Raw genomic sequence first — 24143 nt, forward strand, 5'->3', positions numbered from 1 at the left:
TAATTTGACCTGTAAGAGTGATCTAACATGTAAATATTACATCCTAACTACTACTTCTTTAGTTGCCTCATCCTTGCGATGGGGTAGAAAAAACCTGTCCATTCGGGCAGGTTTTTATGATGTCTAGTTTTTTAATTGATAGTCTGATGAGCCAGGGAAAATCTTGGAGAACAGACTTGATTTGTAACGGATAAAAAAGAGAGAAGTGGTTGATTCTCTCTTTTTCTTAGTTCTGTCACTCTAAATCAGTCCTTCTAGAAGGCCCTGCATGAATTCTTCCGAATGGAATTCCCCGATGTCATCAATTTTTTCACCAAAGCCGATGAATTTAACGGGAATGTCCAATTCTTGACGGATGGCCAGGACAATACCACCCTTGGCCGTTCCATCAATTTTAGTGAGAACCAGTCCGGTCAGAGGGGTGATTTTTGAAAATTCCTTGGCCTGGCTGAGGGCATTCTGACCTGTTGAAGCATCTAAAGCCAGCAGGGTTTCATGAGGGGCATCAGGTAGGACTCGCTTGACAATCCGTCCGATTTTTTCCAACTCCGCCATGAGGTTTTCCTTATTTTGCAAGCGACCGGCCGTGTCAATCATCAGGATATCAACACCTTGGGCGACTGCTTTTTCCATTCCATCGAAAACAACACTGGCAGGGTCAGCTTTTTCAGGACCTGTGATGACTGGTACACCAACGCGATTCCCCCACTCCTGCAACTGGGCAACCGCTCCAGCCCGGAAGGTATCAGCAGCAACCAGCATGACCTTCTTGCCCTGGTTTTTATACTTGTAGGCCAGCTTCCCAATCGAGGTGGTTTTACCGACACCATTGACCCCGACAAAGAGCATGACCGTTAGGCCATCTTGAAAATTGATTGTTTCCTTGAATTGGCCATCTTTTTCATAGATGTCCACAAGTTTTTCAATAACGACTCGTCGAACGTCCTCAGTCTTCTTGGCATTTTCTAATTTGACTTCGTAACGCAGTTCTTCGGTCAAATTGGTCGCCACTTGCACACCGACATCAGAGAGGATGAGCATTTCCTCTAGGTCTTCGAAGAATTCTTCATCAACTCGACGAAAATTTGCAAAGAAGGCATTTAGACGGGCACCAAATCCAGTCCTAGTCTTCTTTAGACTGCGATTGTATTTATCTTGTTCCGTCTCTTGGGTCGTCGAAGCTTCTGCCGGTTCAGGAACTGGCTGCTTAACTTGGCCATCTGCTTGCGAGTCAAGCTCTGGATTGGCTTGGGAGTCTTCTTCTTGCTCAGATACTGGTGCGGAAGTGGGCTCTAAAGAAGTTTGACCTTCTTCTAAGCTGGATTCTGAGAAAGGTTCTTCTTCTGAATCCTCAGTGCTATTGGTCTTAGTGGGGTCAGGGCTTTGAACAGCTTGATGGTTAACAACTTCTAAATTTGACTGAGTATCTGCAGTGGCTGATTCTTGGTTTGATTGGGCATCCGCTTTAGGCTGAGTTTTGGTTTGATTGTGTTGAGCCTCTGGTTCATCAAAGGATGCGGACTCTCCTTTGATTTCAGACTCTTTTGGGCTATCAAAGCCCTCCGAATAATCATCTTCCGATAGACTGGACTCTTGAGCATCAGCAACCGACTCAGAAAGAATATCATTGTCTTCAGCCAAGGATGACTTAAGGGCATTGTAATCGGCCATAAAGTTTTCGGAATCAAGCACATCCTTGACCCAGGAAGGGGCCTTGGTCTCAGAGGCTAAGGCATCAATTGATTCAGACAGGGAAACGGCCTCACTAGTCTCTGAAGTCGCTTCTGAACTCCATTCAGATTCCTCATGCGGGGCCTGAGAGGCTTGAAACTCCTCTTGCTCCACAACTTCTGAGCTTGCTTGGGTCTCTTCTACTTCTGCTTGCTTTTCTTTTTTTCTGCCAAAAAGGCGGTCAAATAATCCCATAAATTTCTCCTTGTTTTCTAGTTTTTTTGATGTAGCCAACTTGTTTGGACTTTACTCGGTCTCATTTAAGAGGTTGGGTAAAAGGGGGGACGCAGGCACATGGGGCTCATCTTTCGTCATCCCGCAATTATTTTTGTAGAATATAGCGCTCAACGGCCTCTGCCACGCCCGACTCCTCATTGGTCTTGCTAGTGACAGCATTGGCTGTTTTTTTGACCAGGTCAACTCCATTTGCCATGGCGACCCCCAGGCCTGCCCATTTTAACATAGATAGGTCGTTTTCCTCATCGCCGACTGCCATAACCTGACTGGCATCTAGACCAAGATGATCACAGAGCAGTTGTAGACCAACCGCCTTATGGACACCCTTGGGCATGATTTCCAGAATAATTTCCCGCGATTTGAAAACTTCGAAATCTTGGCGCAGGCTAGGAGGTAATTGGGCTATCCGTTCATCCAAATAATCTTCTGGACAGACGGTGACAATTTTATTGTAGACGATATCTTTTGTAAGCTGGTCCAAGCTAGCAATTTCCACAAAGGTCAAAAGAGGATTGGCTAGGTGATAAAGCGACTTTTGCCCTTGACTAGGAATACTGTAGACAATTCCTTCTGAAAGAATGTCAACGGGTAGACCAAGAGGCTCAAGGACAGCATGAATCTTTTGAACATCTTCAAAGGTCAGCTCCTGCTTGGCTAGAATTTGACCGGTATTGCGTTGGACGAGACCACTATTAAAGGTAATACTATAATCCTCTGGACTAATCAAATCTAATTCTTGTAAGAGATTTCCAATGGCAGCTAGGGGTCTACCTGTTGTGATGACCACCTTGACACCTCTATTATGGGCCTCTTTAAGAGCACTCTGATTTTCTAAGCTAACCTCTTTTTGACGGTTAAAAAGCGTACCATCCAAATCCAGGGCTAAAAGTTTAATATCTGACATTTACTCAACAAGTCTTTCCAAATATGACATAACGACCTGGTCATTGCAGTGACCAATGACCTGATCCGCAATTTCCTTAACCTCTGATCTAGCGTTTGCCGTTGCGATTGCCTGACCAGCAAACTCCAACATCTGATAATCGTTCATATTGTCGCCAAAGGCCAAAACTTGGTCTGGGCTAATACCCAATTTTTGGCACATGGCAGCTAGGCCCGTTGATTTATCAACATGATCTAGGACCAGATCCAAGGATTGAAAACCCGTGGTCATGGCGACTGCTCCATCTAGGTGCTGGTTTAACCAAGCTTCGCGCTCATAGATGGTTTCTGGGCTGAAGTTGACTGTGATTTTAAAAATGTCATCGTAGACATCAGCCAGACTAGGGACCCTTTGAACGTTTTCATAGTAGTCTTTGACGAAATCAATATAATCATCCGGGGCGGTTTCCAGGGCGTAGGCACCCCGACGACCAGATAGCAAATAGCCTTTTAAATCGGGTAGACCGTCCAAGATAGTTAGTAACTTTAGATAAAACTCTTGGCCCATCTTAGCTTCAAAGAGGACCTGATGGTCATGGAGAACAAAAGATCCATTTTCAGCGACAAAGGCAAGGTCGTGCTCAAAACCAGCAAAGACCTTCTCTAGGGCAATCACAGCCCGACCGCTAGCGACCGTGAACAGGATACCTTTTTCCTTAAGTTTAGGAAGAAGTCTTCTCAGGCGCTCCCTGTCATAGCTTCCATCTTCTTTTAGAAAGGTCCCGTCCATATCTGTTGCAATTAGTTTTATTTTTGACACCTTGTCCTCCTGACCAGGCCTGCAGGTGCTTGTCTAGCTCCTGTCTGGCTTAAAATCACTTACAACCATTGTATCAGAATTTCCGCATTTTTTCTGCCCTTTGGAAATTCCGTGAGAAACTTATCATTATTGTCAAATTTTTGTTATCTGATTGTTACTAAAACCCATAAGAAAAGGCAACCGCCCCAAGCTGTTTGGCTTGGAAGTCGGTTACCTTTTTTCTATAACTTTGCAGGGAGCCAGAGCGACAAAGATAAATTTATAGCTATCGATGTACTCTGAGCAAACTAGAACTACAATCTGAGGCTTTTAGTTGATACTTTCCCACTGCCAGTTCTGTACTTCAGGAATGTCATCACCATGTTCACGGATATAAGTAGTATGATAGGCTACCTTATCATCCATCTCCTTAGCGAAATCACTTGCCTTCTGTCCAAGGACCCCTTGAGCTGCATTCTTAGCAATATGGAAGCGATCCATTTCTGAGAGCACCCGCATATCAAATGGCGTGGTGATGTCCCCGTTTTCTCGATAACCATGGATATAGACATTATGGTTATGGCGATCAAAGAAGAGGTCACGGATTTGGCCTTCATAGCCATGATAGGCAAAGACGACCGGCTTATCTTTAGTAAAGAGTTGGTCAAAGGCTTCATCAGACAAGCCACGTGGATCCACCTTAGGAGAGCGCAGTTTCAAGATATCAAGAACATTGATGAAACGAATCTTGATGTCTGGGAAGGCTTTATGTAGAATGGAAATTCCAGCTAAGATTTCTAGGTTTGGTTCAGTACCGGCTGCCGCAAAGACGACATCAGGCTTTCCTCCTTGGTCATTGGAGGCCCAGTCAATCACCTTGTAGCCTTCCTTGACCAATTCTTCAGCCTCTTCAACAGAATAGAATTGTGGCCGAGGGTGTTTAGAAGTGACGATAACGTTGACCTTGTCTTCATCCGCTAGAGCATGTTCCATAACCGCAAAGAGGGAGTTGGAATCAGCTGGCAGGTATTCACGAATATACTCAGGGGTCTTTTCAGCCAAGTGGGTCAAGAGACCTGGGTCTTGGTGGGTATATCCATTGTGGTCTTGTTGGAAGACGGTTGAGGTCGCAATTAAATTAAGAGAAGGATAGTTTTTCCGCCAATCGGTATGGGTCTTGGACTTGCGCAACCATTTGAAATGTTGGGTAATCATGGAATCAACCACTCGTAAGAAGGATTCATAGGAGGCAAAGAAACCATGACGGCCAGTTAAGACATAACCTTCCAAGAAGCCTTCAGCTTGGTGCTCGGATAATTGCGAATCAATGACCCGACCGACTGGTGAAAGCCATTCATCATAGGCCTGATCACGAGGAGCCAACCACTGACGGTTAGTGGCCTTAAAGACATTATTGAGACGGTTGGACTTGGTTTCATCTGGTCCAAAGATACGGAAATTATCTGGATTGGCCTTGACAAGGTCAGCAACATAATTACCAAATTCAATCATATCCTGTTTCATGACACTACCTGGCTTTGAGGTATCAATAGCATGCTTACGCCAATCAGCCAAGTCTAACTTCTTGACCACACCAGCATTGGTAACGGGATTCATGGACATGCGCTTGTCTCCCTTTGGTGAGAGGCTACGAATGTCTTCCTTGACATAACCCTTATCATCAAAGAGTTCTTCAGGATTATAGGACTTCAGCCAGCCTGTCAGGGCGTCAATATTTTCCATGTGGCCAGCTTCAACAGGGATTGGTACCTGGTGAGCTCGGAAGCCACCCTCAATGGGCTCTCCATTCCATTCCTTCGGACCTGTCCAGCCCTTTGGAATCCGAACAATCAAGACTGGCCAAGTAGCCTGACTAGCTTCTTCAGCTGGGTGTTTACGGGCTTCTGCCTGGATGGCTTTGATTTCTTCAATAACTTGATCCAATGTTTGAGCCATTTGACCATGAATGACTCGAGGATCATCTCCTTCAACAAAGTAAGGTTTCCAACCGAAGCCTTGGAAGAGCTGGGTCAATTCCTCATCGGTCTTGCGAGCCAAAATAGTCGGATTGTGAATCTTACCACCATTGAGGTAGAGAATCGGCAATACCGCTCCATCATTGACTGGATTGATAAAGATATTGGAGAACCAACCAGCATTAAGAGGGCCTGTTTCCGCTTCTCCATCACCAATTACGGTGGCAGCAATCACATCTGGACTGTCCAAGATAGCCCCAGTTGCGTGCGAGAGGGCATAACCCAATTCCCCACCCTCATGGATAGAGCCTGGCGTTTCTGGCGCCGCATGGGAAGCAATACCGCCAGGGAAGGAGAAAATTTTACAGAGCTGTTTGAGACCAGCCTCATCTTGAGTGATTTGAGGGTAACGCTCGCTATAGGAGCCATCAATGTAGGAATTAGAAACCATAACTTGGCCACCGTGCCCTGGCCCCTCGATATAGAACATATTCAACTCGAATTTATTGATGGCCCTAAGAAGGTGGGCATAGATAAAGTTTTGCCCAGCAATGGTCCCCCAGTGACCAATCGGGTGAACCTTGACATCTTCTTTGGTTACCGGACGTCGTAACAGGGGATTATCCTTCAGATACATTTGGGCTACGGAAATATAGTTGGCTGCTCGCCACCATGAATTTGTAAGAAATTTTTATATCGAAAGTAATCAAAAATGTTGAAATATAGCTGATTTTAGGGAAATACTTTTAGGTATTTTCAATGTCAGGATTTAAAAATGGGGCAAAAGTGAGGCAAAAACGAATGACTCGCATTTGGTTTGAAAACCTATAATACCTAATGATTATGCTGTACTAGATATATAGTGTTGTTATAAATAAATATCAGTAGTCTCCCTTATGACTAGAGCGAGGACGCTCGATGATCACTTTTTCAGTAGAGCTTGATCAATCTCTTTCATACACTACTCCTTCAACTTATCCTTGCCATGTAGCACTTGAATAACCTTGGTATTCCAAGCCTGTAACCCTTCTCCCTCATAGTCTAGGTAAATCACTCTATCTTGTAATTGACTAGGAATCAAACCTTCAAAACAAGCCTTATCTTTCGAAGGAATAATACACAAATAAAGAAGGGTATCCAAATCTAAACTATCTCTTACCTTCGCAACGTGATAGCCATCAAAAATATAACCTGGTGCTTGAATTAATTCTTCATACAGGAAATGAAAACTAATGCCAGGAATGAACTTTTCTTGCAATTCCTCCTCAGAAGGTGCCCGTCCTAACAAACGCTCCATAGCGAGTCGGTAACCCGAAGTCGTATTAGACCATCCAAACATGATATAGTCAAAATAGTCTGCTGGATCAGAAGCGGCATTACGACTATCTGTAACTAGCTCAGCCCCACTTTTACCAAATACTTTAACCGCTGACATGAGTTTTCCAGTCTGAAAAATAGTCTGAGCCACCTCGACTGTACAAGTATGACTACAATAATCTGAAGTAACCAACTTTTTCTGGATATCATAGGTAGAAGCTACAAGCTGATGACTTGGTCTGTATGGAGGAAAATAGCTATGCTTTTTCAAGTAATCATGAATTTGTATATTTAATTCATGATTCTCACATTCCACAATGGTCTGACGATGATGGTCCTGTTCATAAGCAATAAACTTTGCTAGCTTCTCCAATTCCCATTCTTGAATCTTAGGATAGTTTTCAAGAGCAAATTGATACGTTCCATCCCACTGAAGACTATAATCTGCATTACAAACTTTTACAATCATGGTCCTTCTCCTCAAAATCTCTTACTTTTATTATACACCTCACTACCCAATTAATAAAGGAGAAGACTATACTATCTTCTCCTTCATTTATAGGCTCTATAATATTTGTAGTGGGTAAATCCCCTATGTATATTATGGAGCCTATTTTGTTGTAGAAAAAAGTCCCATAAGATCTATAATGAAAAGCGTCGAAACCATCATTAGAAAGAATCATATGGATAAGATAAAAACCTTGGACACATTTACCTCATGTACCAGCTTACAGGCGGAGTAATTGGACGATTGATAATGAAGAATGGGTGTTGATACATTCAAGTTATTATCATACTGAGGAAGATGGAACAACAAAACGAGTTGAGTTCAGTGCAACTAAGCAACTGGAAGAACTGAAGAATAAGATTATGCAATAGAAAAGCGAGGTTATCCTTGCTTCAGACTGAAAGCTCCACTGGAGCTTTTAGTTATACACGTCCATGTAGAATTCGATGGTGTCGCCGTTTTTGACCTTGGTTTGGTCGGCGCCGGTGTTAGAGAGTTTGCCATTGACCTTGAAGAACCAGTATTTACCGGCTTTCTCATCCTGCTTGACACCATTAATGCTAGTAATCAGGCCACTTTTCTCTTCAATTTTTGCCTGACGCTTAAGGACATCAGTCACCTTGTCCCCCTTTTTGAAGCTGACTGTTTGCTTAGTCGTTTTCTCATCACTTTTGATAATGAGGGTAACAGTCTGTTTGGAGCTGTCGGACTTTTTGTCAGCTGACTTAGAAGCTTGGCTATTGCCGCAGGCGACCAAAAGAAAGAGCGAGAATATCAGGGCCAGACTAGTGAGAATTTTTTCCATGGGTAAACCTCCTAAAAATAGAATAAATGATAGGGTAAAAAAGGGCCGTAGATGCAGCATGAATCAAATCAAATGACAGACCTGCCAAAATATAGGCCCAGGCTGGGGTAGCATATATAAGGGCTGAGCTGGCATCTAAAAGTACGCCATAGAGTAGGGAAAGTCCTGCTGCCAGCCAAATCTGCAGGCTTAGAGATAGTCCAAAAGGGAGTTTCTTGATGAAGTCATTGAGCCAGAACCAAAGGATACAAATAAGGGCAAAGGCCAGCATCTGCCGAAAGACCACTTCGCCGAAACCTAGGAGAAAGCCTGTCAAAAGCATGGTTAGACTAGAGAGAATGATGCCATCTAGCAGACCATAAGTAGTGGTCACTACCAAAAAGATAGCCGTAATAGGCTGGACATTGGGAAGACCCGAAAACGCCTCTCTGAGGACAATACAAAGAGCCGTCAAGAGGGCTAGCCTGGTCAAACGGTTGAGACTTTTTTTCATAACTATAAGTCTAAGCTAGAAAACCAGGCCTGTCAAGCTAGTTTCAGGATTCAAACGACGCAACACGAGGTATAAACTGTCCTTGCTACAGTTTATAAGAGTTAGCCAGGGATATAGAAAACTACAATCGTAGTTTTTGTAGTCACTCTAATGAGAAATAATAGAGTGACTTTATCCGTGGCAGACAGTAGAGATAATGATTTGCCAATACGATTAATTGAACCTAAACCTGTGCCTAGGAGTCTAAAGTGATTAAGTCACGGCCTGACTGACTAAAGCAACCGACCTATCAATTGCCCTAAAGAGGGCTTCGCCTAGGTAGCTAGAAGGATCAAGCACTAGATAAGCTCTTTCTTTGCTTCTTGGGGGAGTTTGGGCTAAGATAAAAGCACGAAATAAGGACCTAAGGAGAAGCGATTTTGAAGAAAAAAATTAGTCTGGCCCTCCTCATCATAGCCAGTCTTGCCCTGATTTTTGGAACTTGGCAAATCTGGCAAAACCATGAGGCTGGAAAAAAACTGAATCATGAATCCGTGCCTACCCTCTTTTTTCACGGGGGTGGCTCCTCCTACCATGCCGAAGAGCACATGGTCAATACTTCCAAGAAGGCTGGAGCTTCAAAGAAATCCATCATCGCCTTTGTGGATAAGGATGGCCATGTTCGCCTACAGGGAAAGCTAAACCAATCGGACAAGAATCCCTTGGTTATGGTCAATTTTGAAAATAGCACCAACTTTGACTTCTAGGACCGAGGTCGTTATGCCAGCAATGTTGTCAAGGCCTTGAAAAAAGTTTATGCCTTTAAGAAGGTCAATATGGTCGGTCACTCAGCCGGTAATATTGCCATCGTCTACTACATGCTCCAGAATGGCCAAAAGCAATCCATGCCCCAGGTGCAAAAATACGTCGCCATTGCTGGGCATTTTGCGGGCTTGAATTTCAAGGGTATTCCCGAAGCTATTCGACAACCAGAGGGCTTGAAGCTTGATAAAGAGGGCAAACCCAACAAGATGAATGCCACCTACCAAGAGATGACCAAGTTACGGGATACCTATCCCAAAAACCAAACAGAAGTTATCAATCTGATAGGCGATATTGGCGGTCACACAGATGGAACCGTGCCTAATGTTTCCTCCTTGTCGCTCAAATACTTGGTTTCTCCTGTCGCAAAGTCTTATAAAGAAAAGACCTTTAGGGGAGCCAAGGCCAAGCATTCCAAACTGCATTCCAATCCCCAAGTTGATAAAACCCTGATTAAGTTCCTCTGGGGCAAATGAGACAGTCCCTTTCTTAACTATAACTAAAGTCGTCCTCTTCTTCCTTTAATATTGGAACTACGCACTTGCCTCTTGAAAGCCTTTCCGCTAAGATAGAATGGGAGACAAAGTAGTTGGCAATACGACTTTATCCGTGGTGACACGAAAACCAGACAGTCGATATTACTGTCTGGTTTGAGTTAGTAAGGAGGCTAGGCAATTACCCTAGTGATTGCCGTCAGCCATCGGTTACTTTAGTAACTAGATGACTGTGCTTCATAGCGACACGAAGATAAAGCAATCGAAAATATTGCTTTAGCGGAGTTAGTCAGGGGCAAAGAGAATTGTCCTAGCAATTCTCGTAGCAAGTCTAAATACCAATAATAGACTTGCTTTGTCCGTGGCGACACTATCATTTAAAGGGAGAGAAATAATGTCAAAAAAAATGAGACTCATCTTCCTGAGCCTTACAATTCTTTGTTTTGGCTTTTTGGCTTGGCGGGCCTGGCAGAGGGAGCAGGCTGCTAAAAACCTAATCCATGAAGGGGTTCCGACCATTTTTTTCCATGGGGGATTTAGTTCCTATCATGCGGAAGAGCACATGGTTGAGGCAGCTAAGAAAGCTGGTGTCACCGATGCCGTTATTCTAGCAAAGGTTGATGCTAAAGGACAGGTAAGCATCCAAGGAGACCTGGAAAAGGATGACAAAAATCCTATTGTCATGGTCAACTTTGAGAAGCATTTTTCTACTATGTTTGAGATGAGGGGCCAGTATGCAACCAGTGTCGTTAAGGCTCTTCAAAAGATTTTCCCTTCTAAGGAAGTCAATATGGTGGGCCATTCCTTTGGCAATATTGCCATTCTCCATTATATGTTGCAAAATAGTCAAAACAAGAACCTGCCCCTAGTCAAAAATTATGTTCGCATTGCCGGTCACTATGCCGGCCTGAGTTTTGATAATCGTAAACTTCCTGATGCCATTATGCTTCCTGAGGGACTGACAGTAGACAGTCAGGGCAAGCCCAATAAGATGAACGCTAGCTACCAAGAATTAACCAAGTTGCGAGAGGCCTATCCCAAAAATCAGGTTCGGGTTCTCAATTTAATGGGGAATGTAGGCGATAAGTCCGACGGACGGGTTCCTAATGCTGCTACCAAATCCCTCAAGTATCTGGTAGCGCCTTTTGCTAAATCTTACCAGGAAAAAACCTTTACAGGCCCAGATGCCAAGCACTCTCGTCTCCATGAAAATTCCCAGGTCGACAAGGCCCTGATTGATTTCCTTTGGGGTAAGGAAAGCTAGTATATAGGGGCTTTTAGGTCAAATCAAATTTTGGTCGCCTAATAGTCTAGGAACGTTTGCAAGCGAGACCACTTATACTCTTCGAAGTAGGAAGTCCGACCATAAAAAATTCCAGCGCTCTATCAAAGTGCTGGAATTTTTTTATGAAGAGGCCTATTTGCCCCAGACTTTCTCTGTAATGCTGGCGATTAGGCGTAATTTTTTCCACTGGTCGTCTTGGGTCAAACTATTGCCTTCTTCGGTTGAGGCAAAACCACACTGGGTTGAGAGGGCCAGATTTTCTAGAGGAACTAATTGAGAAGCTTCTTTGATTCTTGCCACAACTTGATTCACATCTTCCAAGGCTGGATCCTTAGAGGTGATGAGCCCCAGAACGATTTCAACATTCTTGCGCTTATTCCAAATTTGGCTTAGAGGAGCAAAACTACCACTTCTAGCATCATCATATTCGAGGAAGAAATTATCATAATTGAGTTGGCCCAGATACTTGGCTACCGAATCGTAAGCCCCTTCAAAAAGGTAGGTGGACTTGAAGTTTCCCCGACACACATGGGTAGCTAGAGTCAAATCTTCCGGTAAACCAGCCAAGGCCTTATTGATGGTGTAGACATTGTCCTCGGCGATGGAGGCCAATTCAGCCGTCTTGTCAGGATCTTCCTTATAATCCTCAAATTGCTGAATCAGGTAGCCCCAAGTCGTGTCATCCAATTGGACATAGCGAGCACCCAAATCGTAGAAATGCTGGATGGTATCGTGATAGGCCTTAGCCAGGCCGTCCAAATAATCCTTCCAAGTTTCATAGTGGTCTAGAGCTAGGTCAGAACGGTGGTCCCGCTTGATGACCAAGGAAGGGCTAGGAATGGTTACCTTGGGGGTCACGCCCTCAGGAGTGACAGACTTGAGGTAGCTGAAATCGCGGTAGAAGGGATGGTTAGGGTTCTCTGTAATCTTGCCAACAATCCTAACGTTGGTAGTTCTGGTCTTGGCCCCATGGAACTTATAAGAATCCTCCTGCTGGTAGGCTTCAAAACCTGTTAAATTCCAAAGGAAATCCAAGTGCCACCAAGAACGGCCAAACTCGCCATCAGAGACGACCCTGAGGCCACTTTCCACCTGGTGCTTGACCAAATCCGCAACCAATTCATCCTGAATTGCCAGCAAGTCCTCATGGCTAAGGTCACCAGCAGCATACTGTTCACGAGCTTCTTTGAGCTTGGCTGGTCGCAAATAAGAACCGACATGGTCAAAATGATACTGAATTTTAGTCATAATTATCCTCCACTCTTACAGAGACGCTTTTCTTCAAATATGTCCTTATTCTATCATCAGCTCCTATAGCTGTAAAATATATATTTCTTATCTATCCCAATAGCTATGAACTATAACTGCTAAAGCCATCCTGGGTAATCCGCTGGTCAATCCTCAAGCTGCTAATTAACCATCATTAACTATTACATTTTTATGAAAGTTTTCAGATAATATAGTTTGACTATTGAAATTATGCTATACTTAAAAGCATCAATGGACTTGTTCGAAAAGTACACTTGATTAAAATCAAATTTGATACTTTCTTAGGTAGTGCGGACGGAAGCGATCGCTGTTGGCGTTCCATTCCTATTTTTTTAGCCCCTTCGCTTTTTCGTTTTTAGGCTTAGGCAGATTTTGTCCACTGGACGAAATCTCTTCAAAAAATCTGTTATTAGCAACAAAATGTTTGTTGCTAATAATGCCACTACGGCGAAAGTATCGTCTACTTCACTTCACTCATCTTCCACTAAACTTCAAATAAATCAAATGGCTCTATGTCTTCTTCAGATATTTAAGGTAAGTGAACTTGTTTTCGAACAAGTCTAATAAATTAAAAAGGATAGAATGATGCCTCACCTAACTAAACCATCTTTTAAAAAAATAACTGGCTCCGCCCTCCTCTTAAGCCTGTCGGTCTTAGCCAGTACCAGTATCCAAGCTGACGAGCTCAATCAGACTAAACCAACAGAAGCGGATAGTGCCATCGTCAAGCAGAACTCAGCCGAACAGCCGACTGAAAGCAGTCAGCCGACTTTTAAGACCAACCCTAGCCCAGAGGGGGAACAAATCCCCGTCGAAAATAGTCTTCTGAGTCAAGGTCAGGACCAAAATCAGAGTCCTACTGCCTTACACTTGACGGACTTTGACAGAGACAGTCAAGTCAGCCAAAGCCAAGACGAGCAAGTCTATCAGCCTCAGGTGCAGGCTCCTTCTGTCGCTACCAGCCCAGCGGTACTTGAAAAAAATCAGACCAAGGATCTCTCAACCTTTAAGAAGCAAGGCGACCTTCCCCACCAACTGACCTCTAGTCAGATGCTAGATGGGGCTGTCTTGATTGAAACCGGAAACTTGCAAGACGGCTCTACGGAAGGCGTCCCCTTCAAGATTGCTAGCTGGGAGCAAAATGGAAAGTACGCCCTCAGGTTGGGTTACTACAGCCAAGATAGTGGCCTCAGCGATGATAAGCTGATCAAGGAGGCCAGAGGCAAAGGTACGCCCCTCTTGAGCTCTGCTGGTTGGTCCAACTATGGTTACCTTGATAATCCTTGGGACCAGGAACATTCCAAAGCGGAAGGTCGCGACGGGGTTCTCTATTCCGATGGGGAAAATCACTTCAAGAGCACCACTATTAGGGAGACTGGGCAAGAAATTTATCAAATTTTTGACTATACTGGCCTCAAGGGCTGGAATACCGTTTCCTTCGGCACTCTCTATAAAGACGGTAAGGTAGACACCAGCTGGCCAGCAGGAGATCCTGATGCTAAAAATGCTAGAAGTATCCTTGTCCTGACCAAGTCTGGCCTCGTTAAGATTATCCAAACCTATGGTCATACTAACTACGGCACTGGCCTTAACCATAAGGAAGTTTATCAGTTGCTAGACAAGATTGGCTACAATAATATTGAACTCGCCTACGCTCTGGATGGTGGCGGTTCAACACGGATGTACACCAAGACTGATGATGGGCAAGAAGAGGTCTCAGGAGCCAAGGTAGATCAGCGAATCAGTCGGATTTTCTTCTACCTAGCCCCTAAAAACAGTGGTAACCTGGATGACGACCAAGGTTACACCAATCCTGACATGGCCAAGGCCAATCAGTCTGTTTCTATTACGGCTAACCAATTTTTCGCAGCCAAGGCCGCAGGACAAGACTATGTCCCAGGTACCAGCTACAAGGTTCATGAGCAAGCTGCTAAGGGAAACACTCCAGCTCCACGGGGAGAGCAAGGAGACCCAGGGGCAGAGAAAGCTGGCCAAGAAGCTAGCTCCAAGTCTAATCAGGGTCCAGATCAGACTTCTACTAGTCCTTCTGCCGACCCACAAGTCAATCAGGCTGGTTTAGGTTCTAGCGTCTCAAGTAGGCAAATAAATAAGTCAGCTGGTGGACCTCAATCTCAAGCCCAACAGCAGGCTTTCCAAGCCAAACAAGGGCAGGAACGCTTGCCTAAAACTGGCGACAAAGGGCGCTTAGCCATGATGGCTGGACTAGGCCTAGGTATGGTTGCTATTGCTGGTTTGACCTATCTAGCCAAACGTAAGAAATTCTAGCTTCAAAAGAGTAGCCGGCCTTTCGGCGACCTTTTCTTAAGACTAGCCCTGACTTTAGAGAAAGCTTCTTTCAAACCAGCCATACGTTTGAAAAGCCCAAAAGTTAAGAGACCTGTCTTTCAGTCCGACTTTCTAGCCTCTAGCTGAAATGCTCCCGCCTTGGATCTTAAATGAGAAGGTCTCAGAACAGCTTTCTTAACCTTAGAGGTTAGGACAGACAGTCATGAGGATTTCCTCCTCACCCATAAAAATGCCTAATCTTGGAAGATTAGGTATAAAAAAGTCCTAGCCTCCTTGAAATTAAGGAGTGAGGCCAATTGATTTTTGGAAAATCGCGATTTTGGTCCCGCTCTCTAAAAGGCTTATTTCTAGGCTGTTCATTTTGATTTTTTCTACTATTTACGTTAAAATAGGACATAATGAGAAAGAGAATAAAACCGATTGTCGTTTATGTCTTTTTAGGCTTAATCGGTCTTCTTTTGAGCATTGCTGCTGTAGTAGTCTCCAATGCCCATAGCACTGCCTTACAGGCTGCTAAGAAGAACCAACCATCAACTACTTCCACTAGTCAGGTCCAGACATCTACGTCAAGTTCGACAGATGCAGATTTTAAATTAAATCCGATTGTCGATATCTCAGGATGGCAGTTGCCCAAACAGATCGATTACGATAGTTTGGCCAAGAACGTCTCGGGGGCCATTGTCCGTGTCTATGGAGGATCAAAAATCTCCAAAGACTCCAATGCTGCCCACTCCTCTGGTATTGATAAATCCTTTAAGACCCATATTAAGGAATTTCAAAAACGTGATGTTCCTGTGGCTGTCTATAGCTACGCTCTTGGTTCTTCTAAAAAAGAGATGCGCGAGGAAGCAAGGATTTTCTATAAAAACGCTTCTCCCTATAAGCCAACCTATTACTGGATTGACGTTGAGGAAGATACCATGAAGAATATGGATGCGGGTGTAGAGGCCTTTCGGGCTGAATTAAAACGCTTGGGGGCTGAACACGTTGGTATCTATATTGGAACCTACTTCATGACCGAGCAGGAAATTTCTGTGAAAAAGTTTGATGCTGTCTGGTTGCCAACCTACGGCTCTGACTCAGGTGTTTACGAGGCCCAACCAGAAACCGATGTTGACTATGACCTCCATCAGTACACTTCTAAAGGGTCTCTGCCTGGTTTTGACCATACCCTTGATTTAAACCAAATCAACCCTAACAAGAATAAAAAAGAAACCTTTGAAAAACTTTTCGGTCCAGTCGACCAGTAAAAGAAAAGGTAGAAATCCCAAGTAGAGTCTGGAGACCAACCTCCAGGCTCTATTCTTATGGCTCATTGTCAACTGTAGTGGGTAACTTATAGTGAAATACGAGAGAGGACCATTCTTATCCAGGCCTGGCCACGTGCTCATCAGCAGATAAGACAATAAATGATACCACTAGAAAATTTTTAGTCCAAACGAACGATGCTGTTAAGGCAATGCTAGCAAGGTGGCAGGCCTATTATAATCAATTCTAATATGCTATAATATGCTTGAAATAGGAATTTTAAAAGGAAAAAATGGCTAAGAAAAAGAAACTAAAAAAGACCTTGGTTGACCAAATTTTGGACAAGGCCAAGATTGCTCATGAATCTCTTGACTTTAATGGACTTGATGGCGAGTTACCAGCTGGTATTGAGCGCTCCAGTATCTTTAAGACCCTAGCTCTGATAGGAGACAAGACGGGGCCCCTTATCGGTATTGTACCTATTACTGAGCATCTCTCAGAGAAGAAATTTGCCAAGGTTTCTGCTAACAAAAAGGTTTCCATGATTCCCCAGAAGGATTTGGAAAAGACAACTGGCTATATTCATGGCGCTAATAACCCTGTCGGAATTCGCCAAAGGCATAATTTCCCCATTTACATTGACCAAGTTGCCCTAGAGATGGGGCAGATGATTGTCTCAGCTGGTGAGCTCAAGCGCTCCATTCGGATTGATAGTCAAGTCTTGGCAGATTTTGTCTCTGCTGATTTTGCAGATATTAAGGAGTAGCTATGCGCTTATTGGGTAATTTGATTTGGTTTTTCTGCTCGGGGCTCTGGGCGGGACTGGTCTGGTTTGTGGCAGGGCTTGTTCTCTGCCTAACCATTATTGGCATTCCTTTTGGTATCCAATGCTTCAAGATTGCTTCCTTTGGCCTCTTTCCCTTTGGGAAGGATGTGGTGCCGGCCTCTAGCTTTTCCAGCCTCTTCTTTAATATCCTCTGGATTATCCTTATTGGCTGGGAATTGGCTTTGATGCACTTAGTGAGCGCAGTCCTACTTTGCCTGACCATTATCGGGATTCCTTTTGCCTTGCAATCCATTAAGCTTGCCGCCATCAGTCTCTTTCCTTTTGGCGTCAGCATCCAAGAACATTATTAAAATAGAAAGTTAACCTAACCTATGCGTTTATATTTTGTCAGACACGGAAAAACCCAGTGGAACCTGGAAGGTCGCTTCCAAGGTGCTAGAGGCGACTCCCCTCTTTTAAAAGAATCCGTAGAAAATCTTAGGAAATTAGGACGCTACCTGGCAGATATCCACTTCGATAAGGTCTACACTAGTGATTTAAAGCGAGCCAGAGATTCGGCTTTCTTAATTATGGAGGAAAATCTGGTACCGACCGAAATTACTCCAGTTAGACCCTTAAGAGAATGGAATCTAGGACGCTTGGAAGGGCAGAAAATCTCGACCATCGCTTCGATTTATCCTAAACAGATGGAGGCTTTCCGCTATAATCTAGCCAAGTTCGATAATGATTTCTTTGAAGCAGAATCTGTCTATCACGCCACCCGTCGGGTCGCTGACTTCGTGGCTGGCTTGGATTATGAGCATGACCAAAACGTTCTCTTGGTTGGGCACGGAGCCTGCTTTACCGCTGCAACCAACTACCTCCTGGGCTTTGAGTCAGGGCAATTGCGGCGTTATGGGGGGCTTGATAATGCTAGTGTCACCATCCTTGATAGTAAGGATGGCAAAGACTTTGAGCTTATTCGCTGGAATGACACTTCCTACTTGGAAGGTCATACTCAATAAAAATCAAAAATAGCCAAGGCAAGGAGCAATGACATCAAGTCACTAAAGTGACTGATGTCAAACGGCAATCTCCATAGCGATTGCCTAGCTCCCTTACTAACCTCACAAAGTTGGTAAAATCGACCAACTTTGCTCCGCGTCGCACGAACTGAAGACAGCTCAAAAGGTCTGGGAGACCTTTTGAGCCACCTGCGGTTCGTGCGATGCCTCGGGTCTTTCGATTTTCATTGAGTATTAGTTTACATATTTGATTCCATAGTGAAACTTCTGGTTGGGACGGATTTGTCTTTGGAAACCAAAATCTTCAAAGACCGAGTCCCTAAAATGCCCTTTAATAATGATGGCCTTGCTGGCTACCCGAGTGGCCTCTGCCATCAATTCTGGACTTAGTCGAGACTGGTTGGCTAGCGGTTTTAGACCAGCCAGATTTTTGGACTCTGCGATTTCCTGGCTAAACATGGGGTCAAAATAAATAACATCGAAGCTCTTATCCTCCTGGTCTTGCAAATAGGACAGTGCTTCCCGATTGAAGGTCCGGATGGAGCGCATAGCCCTATCCAAATCAGGATTACCAGATTGAAAGTGGGCGAGACCCTGGCTAACAATCAAATGAATGAGAGGATGGGACTCAAGGGCTGTGACGTTATGGCCTGCCCAAGCCATAACAATACTATCGCTGGCCAGTCCCATAGTGGCGTCGAGAATCTTCAAAGGCTGGGTCCCCAGCAAATCTAAGAGGGGATCGTGAGGCGCCTTAATGCGCAAACTAGCCGTATCAGGATGAAGGACGAGCCGACCCCCCTGGGGGTGAACTAGGACCAATTTGTCCTGATAGACGACGAGGGCTGAAGCCAGCCCACCCGTCAGCTTCTTTAGAGACTGCTTTCGCCTTTCCAGATAAGTAAAAGAATATTCTTGAGCCAGGTCTTGGGCCCTTTTCACCAAGTTAGAATCCTCGCTCAGACTGGTTGTGACAATAGTTTTCATACGGATATTATAGCAAAAATCAAGAGTCCAAGGTGACTCTCGATTTGTCCTGCCTAGAAATTAAAAAGCAAGGAAGATGGAAGATGATAGAGAGATTAGTTTTTTTCTGTCCCATGTAGCGAGAAAGGAACTTTTCAAGGTTTTTTCATCTGTCATCTATTTGCTACTCACCACTTTACGTAAATACCAATAATAGATTCCAATCAAGCATAGAATAACTAGATCCAAAGCGAAATGCCAGCCAAAAATTTGAATCCGATTTCTAAAGAGACAGGTTACTATTACTAATAGGACATCTGCCCAAAAAGCTAGACCAGCCAGAGAAACAGCCGATTTATTTTTGAAAATATAGAAGATTGGAGTCAGTATTCCCCCCAATAAGTTACCTATCCACAAGATCAAAAGGAAGATAGGATAGTTGGTGAAGTAATCCTTGATAGCCGGGGTATAAAGTTCCGCAAAATAAGCCCGATTATGGGTCACCACCATGATAAAATCATAGCAACCAACCAGATTTAAGGAGAACATTAAGACTGCAAAGCAGATACCCCAAATAGTTAATTTTTTCATTTTAGTAACCTCATTTCTTTAAAAGCTTGGACGAAAAAGTCACTGTTTATTAAAGCTAAGCCTTGATTGATATCGCCTAAAACCATAAGCTCATCACCTTTCTTGATCTTAAAAAGTTTTCTCGCTCGTGCGGGAATGACAATTTGGCCTCTCTCTCCAACAGTTACTGTGCCAAAGACATATTTACCTTCTGTAGGCTTAGACATAAAGGGTAATTCATCTCCCTTAACCAATTCGTCTAAACTAATCTCAAAAATTTCTGCCAAGCGACTTGAAGAGATAATATCCGGTAGGCTCTCGCCCAATTCCCATTTACTAAGGGTCTGGCGAGACACTCCGACCATTTCAGCTAGTGTTTCCTGAGAATAGTCTGCCTTTTTTCTAAGTGACTGAATTGTTTTATTAATCATACTTTTCTTACCTCTTTTTTAGATTCATTATATGGGGTTTTTATTGGATATTCAAGCAAGTATATTGGCAAAACAAACGGTTTTTGTTGATAATCGTAGCAAAAAAAGCCCTACAGGGCTTCTTTCACTAGCTTATTTAGTTGCTTCTTCGGCTGGGCGGGATTTGCGGGCAATATCAGCCTGGATGTTGTCTACAAACTCATTCAGGCTTTCAGTATGGGTTTGCTTGCTACCATAGCGGCGGACATTGACCGACTTGTCAGCCATTTCTTTATCGCCAACAATCAATTGATAAGGAATTTTGTGCGTTTGACTTTGACGAATCTTATACTGCATCTTTTCGTTACGTTCGTCAACATCGACACGCACACCATGATTACGGAGTTCCTTAGCTACCTCCCAAGCATAATCAGCATGTGCTTCGTTAGAAACTGGAATAACAGTAACCTGATGTGGAGCCAACCAAGTCGGGAAGGCACCCTTGTAGGTTTCAATCAGGTAAGCAGTGAAGCGTTCCATGGTTGACACGATACCACGGTGAATCATAACTGGACGGTGTTCTTCCCCATCAGCACCAATATAGGTCAATTCAAAGCGTTCAGGGAGTAAGAAATCTAATTGGATGGTTGATAAGGTTTCATCATTACCAAGAGCAGTCTTAACTTGGATATCCAGTTTTGGACCGTAAAAGGCAGCTTCCCCTTCTGCTTCATAGTAATCTAAGCCCATATCATCCATGGCAGCCTTAAGCATGCGTTGAGATTTTTCCCACATCTCGTCATCATCGAAATATTTATGCGTATCTGCAGGATCACGATAAGAGAGGCGGAAGCTATAATCGGTGATATTAAAATCTTCATAAACATCAATAATCAATTGAAGGGTTTGTTTGAATTCATCTTCCACTTGATCTAGTGCAACGAAGGTATGACCATCATTGAGGGTCATTTCCCGAACCCGTTGCAAACCTGACAGCGCCCCAGATTTTTCATAACGGTGCATCATACCAAGTTCCGCAATCCGAATTGGCAATTCACGGTAAGAATGCACGTGATTTTTATAGACTTGAATGTGGTGGGGACAGTTCATTGGACGCAGAACGAATGCTTCACCGTCACCCATATCCATGGTTGGAAACATATCTTCACGGTAGTGATCCCAGTGACCTGAAGTCTTATAGAGGTCAACGGAAGCAATCGGTGGCGTGTAAACGTGTTGGTAACCAGAGGCCACTTCACGGTCTGTGATGTAGCGCTCAATGGTACGACGAATAGTAGCCCCATCTGGCAACCAGAAAGGCAAGCCTTGTCCAACTTCTTGTGAAATCATAAAGAGGTCAAGTTCCTTACCGAGCTTACGGTGATCGCGTTCCTTGGCTTCTTCCAGGCGCTTGAGGTAGGCCTTAAGGTCCTTCTTATCAAACCAGGCCGTACCGTAAATCCTTTGCATCATGGCATTATCGCTATTTCCACGCCAGTAGGCACCAGCCACATTCAATAGATGAAAAACTTGGATGCGGCCAGTTGATGGGACGTGAGGACCACGGCAGAGGTCCACGTATTCCCCCTGACGGTAGATGGTCAGACCACCAGCATCTTCCGAGTGTTCTTCAATCAATTCCAATTTGTAAGGGTCGTTCTTGAAGATTTCCCGAGCCTGGTCCTTGGTCACTTCCTCCCGAATGGATGGGAAGTTTTCCTTGACGATCTTCTTCATTTCTTCTTCGATCTTTGGTAGATCTTCATTGGAAATTTGACCAGCCCCATTATCGGTATCATAGTAGAAGCCATCCTCAATAGCTGGACCGACACCTAGATGAATATCTGGGAAAAGGCGACGAGCTGCTTGGGCAAAGAGATGGGCAGCAGAGTGGCGCAAAATTCCTAGAGCATCTTCGTGGTCGGGTGTCACGATTTCCAGGCTACCATCTTGGGTGATTGGCCGAGTCGTATCAATCAGTCTATCGTTGAGTTTCCCAGCCAAGGCTTTTTTAGCCAGAGAATTGGAAATAGTTTGAGCAATCTCAAAGGTTGTGATGCCAGATTCAAATTCTCGAACAGCACCATCAGGAAAAGTAATCTTGACCATAGTGGCCTCCTTATGATTTTTATAATGTTTACCAAGGCAGAAAAATAGCCTCACCTCCAAAAAGGACGCAAGACTACGTGGTACCACCTTAGTTCGTCAATAGCCAAGCTATTGACCTTGTGTTTGGCTTTAAGGGAGCCACCCTTCTATGTTTCCATAAAAACAGGGAAGGAGTATTTCTTGATAGACCTGTGCTTTTCCAGCGACCAAGCACTCTCTAAAAAGTCAAACACAAAAAACATATCTTCGATTTTTATTATAACAGGAAGAAGGAAATTTTCAAGTTCTAGTGGAAATTTCTACGGCAGATGGACAAAAATTATTGTAGATATAATAAAACTAACAAGGTAATTGGAATTAGGAAATCCGGAAGGATGATGACAACATTACCAGCATTGGTATTATGACTAATAATCAATTCTCTGATATGATTGATGCCAGCCCCAATTAGAAAAAAAGAGAGAACAATTAATAGAGGTAGAGAATTTTGTCCATTATTGGACAAGCCACAGTAGACCCCACTAACTCCAATTCCCAAAGTTATCAGACCAAGCTCTTTCTGAAAGCCATTGGAAGTCCAACCTATTGACCGAGCTACCCTCTCACTAAAGATAAAATGTCCAAGAAATCCAAAGACCCCAAAAAAACCAATACCAAAGACCAGGTGGGCCTGTAAAAGACTAGTAACCAGACCTTTTTCTGGAAAAATAAAAGCAATCCTAAAATCCAACTGATCACATATGAAATAATGTAGGCCATTTTTTATTATCAACCTTCTAATGATCCGTTCTACGGTTTAAAATTAGGCACTTAGCCCAAGAAATCTCTAATGGATTTAACCATCCTGACAGGGGCCTTGACCACCTTGCGAGAGGTTTTGACTGTGGTCTGAACCGCCTTCTTTGGTAGTCGAACAGCTGACTTGACCAGGCGGACTGAGCGGTCGGTTGGACTGCCCTCGATTGTTAGAGAGAATTTATCAGCCTTGTTGGTGGAATAGGAAATGAGGACATCCAGATAAAATTCATAGACGGATTGGCCAAAATGCTCTGCTGAAACTTCGTAACGCTTACGTTGCAACTGCTCCTGGGTCAAATCAGGAGTCAGGGCAATGGCATCCAAGATGGTGTCAGCTATATCAATATCATTATAGAAGAGGCTACCAAACATTCGATTGGTAATCAGATCATCTAGATAGGGATTGCCATGGGCAATGATGGGGGTCCCCATAGCTAGGCTTTCGATGTAGGTCAAGCCCTGGGTCTCGCTGGTCGAAGCTGAGATGAAAAAGTCAGCCGCCTTATAATAGACCTCGGTTTGGTCATGGGGAATCATACCCGTGAAAATCACTGCAGACCCCAGATTGAGCTCTTCTGCTTGTTTCTTAAGCTCAGGAAGATAAGGCCCATCTCCAACAACGACTAGCTTGACCCGCTGGTTCTCTGTCAGTACCTTGGGGAGGGTGGACAAGACAGCCTGAATATTTTTCTCGGAGGAAATCCGTGACAGGCTAAGGAGCATGGTTTCATCTTGCTCAATCCCCAGATTTTCACGCAAGTCCGCCACATCTTCATCCGTCACTTGGTCGCAGGTAAAATCTTCCAAGGGAATCCCTGTTGGAATGACCCGCTTGGGAATCTTAACGCCGTAACCATCCAGCAGATTCAAGACAATCCGACTAGGGCAAACGACCCCATCTAAATCTTTAAGATAGCCTCGCATGATGTATTTGACCATGCTGGGACGAATGAGCCGCCCCTTGGCAATGTAATCCACATAATCCTCGTACTGGGTGTGATAGGTGTGGACAACAGGAATATGCAGGGCAGCTCCGACCCATTTTCCCAAAAGACCCAGACTAAATTCGGTCTGGGTATGGATAATATCTAGTTGATAATCTTTAGCAATCTTATAGGCCGTGATGACGCCACGATAGACGACCCGACGATCTGAAAAAGAAACAAAAGGAACACTAGGCAGACGAATAATGGTCGGGTCTTCAAAGCGCTTGACTCCTTTGTCTGTCCCTGTAAAAATATAGACTTCGTGCCCCTTTTTTTCCAGCTGATCCTTTAGGGTCTTGATACTGGTTGCCACGCCCGAAACCTGGGGATAGTAGGTATCGGTAAATAATCCTATTCGCAT

The 24143-nt window shown here is 44.0% G+C and carries 18 protein-coding genes and 3 pseudogenes; 7 read left to right on the forward strand and 14 right to left on the reverse strand.

Translation table 11 applies throughout. The annotated features are described in order from the left end of the window. Window positions 1-240: 240 nt before the first annotated feature. From ftsY to DYE66_RS10100, 7 genes and pseudogenes are all read right to left on the reverse strand, one after another. A complete protein-coding gene (gene ftsY, locus DYE66_RS10065) occupies window positions 241-1926 on the reverse strand; it encodes a signal recognition particle-docking protein FtsY (protein WP_115325168.1) in 1686 nt (561 codons plus the stop codon). Window positions 1927-2053: 127 nt separating this feature from the next. After that, window positions 2054-2872, reverse strand: a complete 819-nt coding sequence (locus tag DYE66_RS10070; RefSeq protein WP_002996563.1) for a Cof-type HAD-IIB family hydrolase — start codon at window positions 2870-2872, stop codon at window positions 2054-2056. Then, entirely contained in the window at window positions 2873-3670 is a 798-nt protein-coding gene (locus DYE66_RS10075; RefSeq protein ID WP_002996972.1) for a Cof-type HAD-IIB family hydrolase, read from the reverse strand. 309 nt (window positions 3671-3979) lie between these two features. Beyond that, a pseudogene (locus tag DYE66_RS10080) lies at window positions 3980-6304 on the reverse strand (phosphoketolase family protein); the annotation flags it as partial. A 282-nt stretch (window positions 6305-6586) separates the two neighbouring features. Then, complete coding sequence (locus tag DYE66_RS10085) at window positions 6587-7411, reverse strand: hypothetical protein (protein WP_002996508.1); 825 nt, start codon at window positions 7409-7411, stop codon at window positions 6587-6589. Between the two features lie 457 nt (window positions 7412-7868). Then, complete coding sequence (locus DYE66_RS10095) at window positions 7869-8255, reverse strand: DUF4430 domain-containing protein (protein WP_002997432.1); 387 nt, start codon at window positions 8253-8255, stop codon at window positions 7869-7871. Next, the gene (locus DYE66_RS10100) at window positions 8236-8748 is read right to left on the reverse strand and encodes a hypothetical protein (RefSeq protein WP_002997088.1); all 513 of its coding nucleotides are present in this window, start codon (window positions 8746-8748) and stop codon (window positions 8236-8238) included. The genes DYE66_RS10095 and DYE66_RS10100 overlap by 20 nt, the downstream gene beginning before the upstream one ends. A 419-nt stretch (window positions 8749-9167) precedes the next feature. On the opposite strand from DYE66_RS10100, the pseudogene DYE66_RS10105 reads away from it, so the two are divergent. After that, window positions 9168-10025 (forward strand): annotated as a pseudogene (locus DYE66_RS10105) (alpha/beta hydrolase). Window positions 10026-10437: 412 nt separating this feature from the next. After that, the gene (locus tag DYE66_RS10110; protein ID WP_002997444.1) at window positions 10438-11307 is read left to right on the forward strand and encodes an alpha/beta hydrolase; all 870 of its coding nucleotides are present in this window, start codon (window positions 10438-10440) and stop codon (window positions 11305-11307) included. A 153-nt stretch (window positions 11308-11460) separates the two neighbouring features. Here DYE66_RS10110 and DYE66_RS10115 read toward each other — a convergent pair whose 3' ends face one another. Beyond that, window positions 11461-12576 carry a vitamin B12 independent methionine synthase gene (locus DYE66_RS10115; RefSeq protein WP_002996951.1) on the reverse strand — a complete coding sequence of 372 codons (1116 nt, stop codon included), beginning with the start codon at window positions 12574-12576 and terminating at the stop codon, window positions 11461-11463. A 603-nt stretch (window positions 12577-13179) separates the two neighbouring features. Here DYE66_RS10115 and DYE66_RS10120 point away from each other — a divergent pair. The 5 genes from DYE66_RS10120 (at window position 13180) to DYE66_RS10140 (ending at window position 17943) form a co-directional block, all read left to right on the forward strand. Beyond that, on the forward strand, window positions 13180-14883 hold the full coding sequence (locus tag DYE66_RS10120; protein WP_044123729.1) for a phosphodiester glycosidase family protein: 1704 nt from the start codon (window positions 13180-13182) through the stop codon (window positions 14881-14883). Window positions 14884-15302: 419 nt separating this feature from the next. Further along, on the forward strand, window positions 15303-16154 hold the full coding sequence (locus DYE66_RS10125; protein WP_002996481.1) for a glycoside hydrolase family 25 protein: 852 nt from the start codon (window positions 15303-15305) through the stop codon (window positions 16152-16154). A 290-nt stretch (window positions 16155-16444) separates the two neighbouring features. Continuing rightward, window positions 16445-16918: an aminoacyl-tRNA deacylase gene (locus DYE66_RS10130; protein ID WP_002997289.1), complete on the forward strand. Its 474-nt coding sequence runs from the start codon at window positions 16445-16447 to the stop codon at window positions 16916-16918. 2 nt (window positions 16919-16920) lie between these two features. Then, window positions 16921-17289 (forward strand): YccF domain-containing protein, encoded by a 369-nt coding sequence (locus DYE66_RS10135; protein WP_002997013.1) that lies wholly within the window; start codon window positions 16921-16923, stop codon window positions 17287-17289. Between the two features lie 21 nt (window positions 17290-17310). Beyond that, window positions 17311-17943, forward strand: coding sequence for a histidine phosphatase family protein (locus DYE66_RS10140; protein ID WP_115325169.1), 633 nt, complete (start codon window positions 17311-17313; stop codon window positions 17941-17943). Between the two features lie 234 nt (window positions 17944-18177). Here DYE66_RS10140 and DYE66_RS10145 read toward each other — a convergent pair whose 3' ends face one another. From DYE66_RS10145 to DYE66_RS10170, 6 genes and pseudogenes are all read right to left on the reverse strand, one after another. Next, entirely contained in the window at window positions 18178-18930 is a 753-nt protein-coding gene (locus tag DYE66_RS10145; RefSeq protein ID WP_002997112.1) for a class I SAM-dependent methyltransferase, read from the reverse strand. A 156-nt stretch (window positions 18931-19086) separates the two neighbouring features. After that, the gene (locus tag DYE66_RS10150; RefSeq protein WP_002997331.1) at window positions 19087-19500 is read right to left on the reverse strand and encodes a hypothetical protein; all 414 of its coding nucleotides are present in this window, start codon (window positions 19498-19500) and stop codon (window positions 19087-19089) included. Continuing rightward, window positions 19497-19910: a helix-turn-helix domain-containing protein gene (locus DYE66_RS10155; RefSeq protein ID WP_002963397.1), complete on the reverse strand. Its 414-nt coding sequence runs from the start codon at window positions 19908-19910 to the stop codon at window positions 19497-19499. The genes DYE66_RS10150 and DYE66_RS10155 overlap by 4 nt, the downstream gene beginning before the upstream one ends. Before the next feature lie 132 nt (window positions 19911-20042). Beyond that, window positions 20043-21998 carry a threonine--tRNA ligase gene (gene thrS / locus DYE66_RS10160; protein ID WP_002996465.1) on the reverse strand — a complete coding sequence of 652 codons (1956 nt, stop codon included), beginning with the start codon at window positions 21996-21998 and terminating at the stop codon, window positions 20043-20045. A gap of 319 nt (window positions 21999-22317) precedes the next feature. After that, window positions 22318-22757: pseudogene (locus DYE66_RS10165) on the reverse strand (DUF6790 family protein). Window positions 22758-22808: 51 nt separating this feature from the next. Then, window positions 22809-24143: a glycosyltransferase family 4 protein gene (locus DYE66_RS10170; protein WP_002996547.1), complete on the reverse strand. Its 1335-nt coding sequence runs from the start codon at window positions 24141-24143 to the stop codon at window positions 22809-22811.

It is taken from the genome of Streptococcus downei MFe28, assembly GCF_900459175.1.
Lineage (GTDB): Bacteria > Bacillota > Bacilli > Lactobacillales > Streptococcaceae > Streptococcus > Streptococcus downei.

What these genes read in the sequence shown, in the direction of transcription:
- ftsY (WP_115325168.1), bottom strand. Translation starts at nt 1,926, where the DNA reads ATGGGATTATTTGACCGCCTTTTTGGCAGAAAAAAAGAAAAGCAAGCA.
- DYE66_RS10070 (WP_002996563.1), bottom strand. Translation starts at nt 2,872, where the DNA reads ATGTCAGATATTAAACTTTTAGCCCTGGATTTGGATGGTACGCTTTTT.
- DYE66_RS10085 (WP_002996508.1), bottom strand. Translation starts at nt 7,411, where the DNA reads ATGATTGTAAAAGTTTGTAATGCAGATTATAGTCTTCAGTGGGATGGA.
- DYE66_RS10095 (WP_002997432.1), bottom strand. Translation starts at nt 8,255, where the DNA reads ATGGAAAAAATTCTCACTAGTCTGGCCCTGATATTCTCGCTCTTTCTT.
- DYE66_RS10100 (WP_002997088.1), bottom strand. Translation starts at nt 8,748, where the DNA reads ATGAAAAAAAGTCTCAACCGTTTGACCAGGCTAGCCCTCTTGACGGCT.
- DYE66_RS10110 (WP_002997444.1), top strand. Translation starts at nt 10,438, where the DNA reads ATGTCAAAAAAAATGAGACTCATCTTCCTGAGCCTTACAATTCTTTGT.
- DYE66_RS10115 (WP_002996951.1), bottom strand. Translation starts at nt 12,576, where the DNA reads ATGACTAAAATTCAGTATCATTTTGACCATGTCGGTTCTTATTTGCGA.
- DYE66_RS10120 (WP_044123729.1), top strand. Translation starts at nt 13,180, where the DNA reads ATGATGCCTCACCTAACTAAACCATCTTTTAAAAAAATAACTGGCTCC.
- DYE66_RS10125 (WP_002996481.1), top strand. Translation starts at nt 15,303, where the DNA reads ATGAGAAAGAGAATAAAACCGATTGTCGTTTATGTCTTTTTAGGCTTA.
- DYE66_RS10130 (WP_002997289.1), top strand. Translation starts at nt 16,445, where the DNA reads ATGGCTAAGAAAAAGAAACTAAAAAAGACCTTGGTTGACCAAATTTTG.
- DYE66_RS10135 (WP_002997013.1), top strand. Translation starts at nt 16,921, where the DNA reads ATGCGCTTATTGGGTAATTTGATTTGGTTTTTCTGCTCGGGGCTCTGG.
- DYE66_RS10140 (WP_115325169.1), top strand. Translation starts at nt 17,311, where the DNA reads ATGCGTTTATATTTTGTCAGACACGGAAAAACCCAGTGGAACCTGGAA.
- DYE66_RS10145 (WP_002997112.1), bottom strand. Translation starts at nt 18,930, where the DNA reads ATGAAAACTATTGTCACAACCAGTCTGAGCGAGGATTCTAACTTGGTG.
- DYE66_RS10150 (WP_002997331.1), bottom strand. Translation starts at nt 19,500, where the DNA reads ATGAAAAAATTAACTATTTGGGGTATCTGCTTTGCAGTCTTAATGTTC.
- DYE66_RS10155 (WP_002963397.1), bottom strand. Translation starts at nt 19,910, where the DNA reads ATGATTAATAAAACAATTCAGTCACTTAGAAAAAAGGCAGACTATTCT.
- thrS (WP_002996465.1), bottom strand. Translation starts at nt 21,998, where the DNA reads ATGGTCAAGATTACTTTTCCTGATGGTGCTGTTCGAGAATTTGAATCT.
- DYE66_RS10170 (WP_002996547.1), bottom strand. Translation starts at nt 24,143, where the DNA reads ATGCGAATAGGATTATTTACCGATACCTACTATCCCCAGGTTTCGGGC.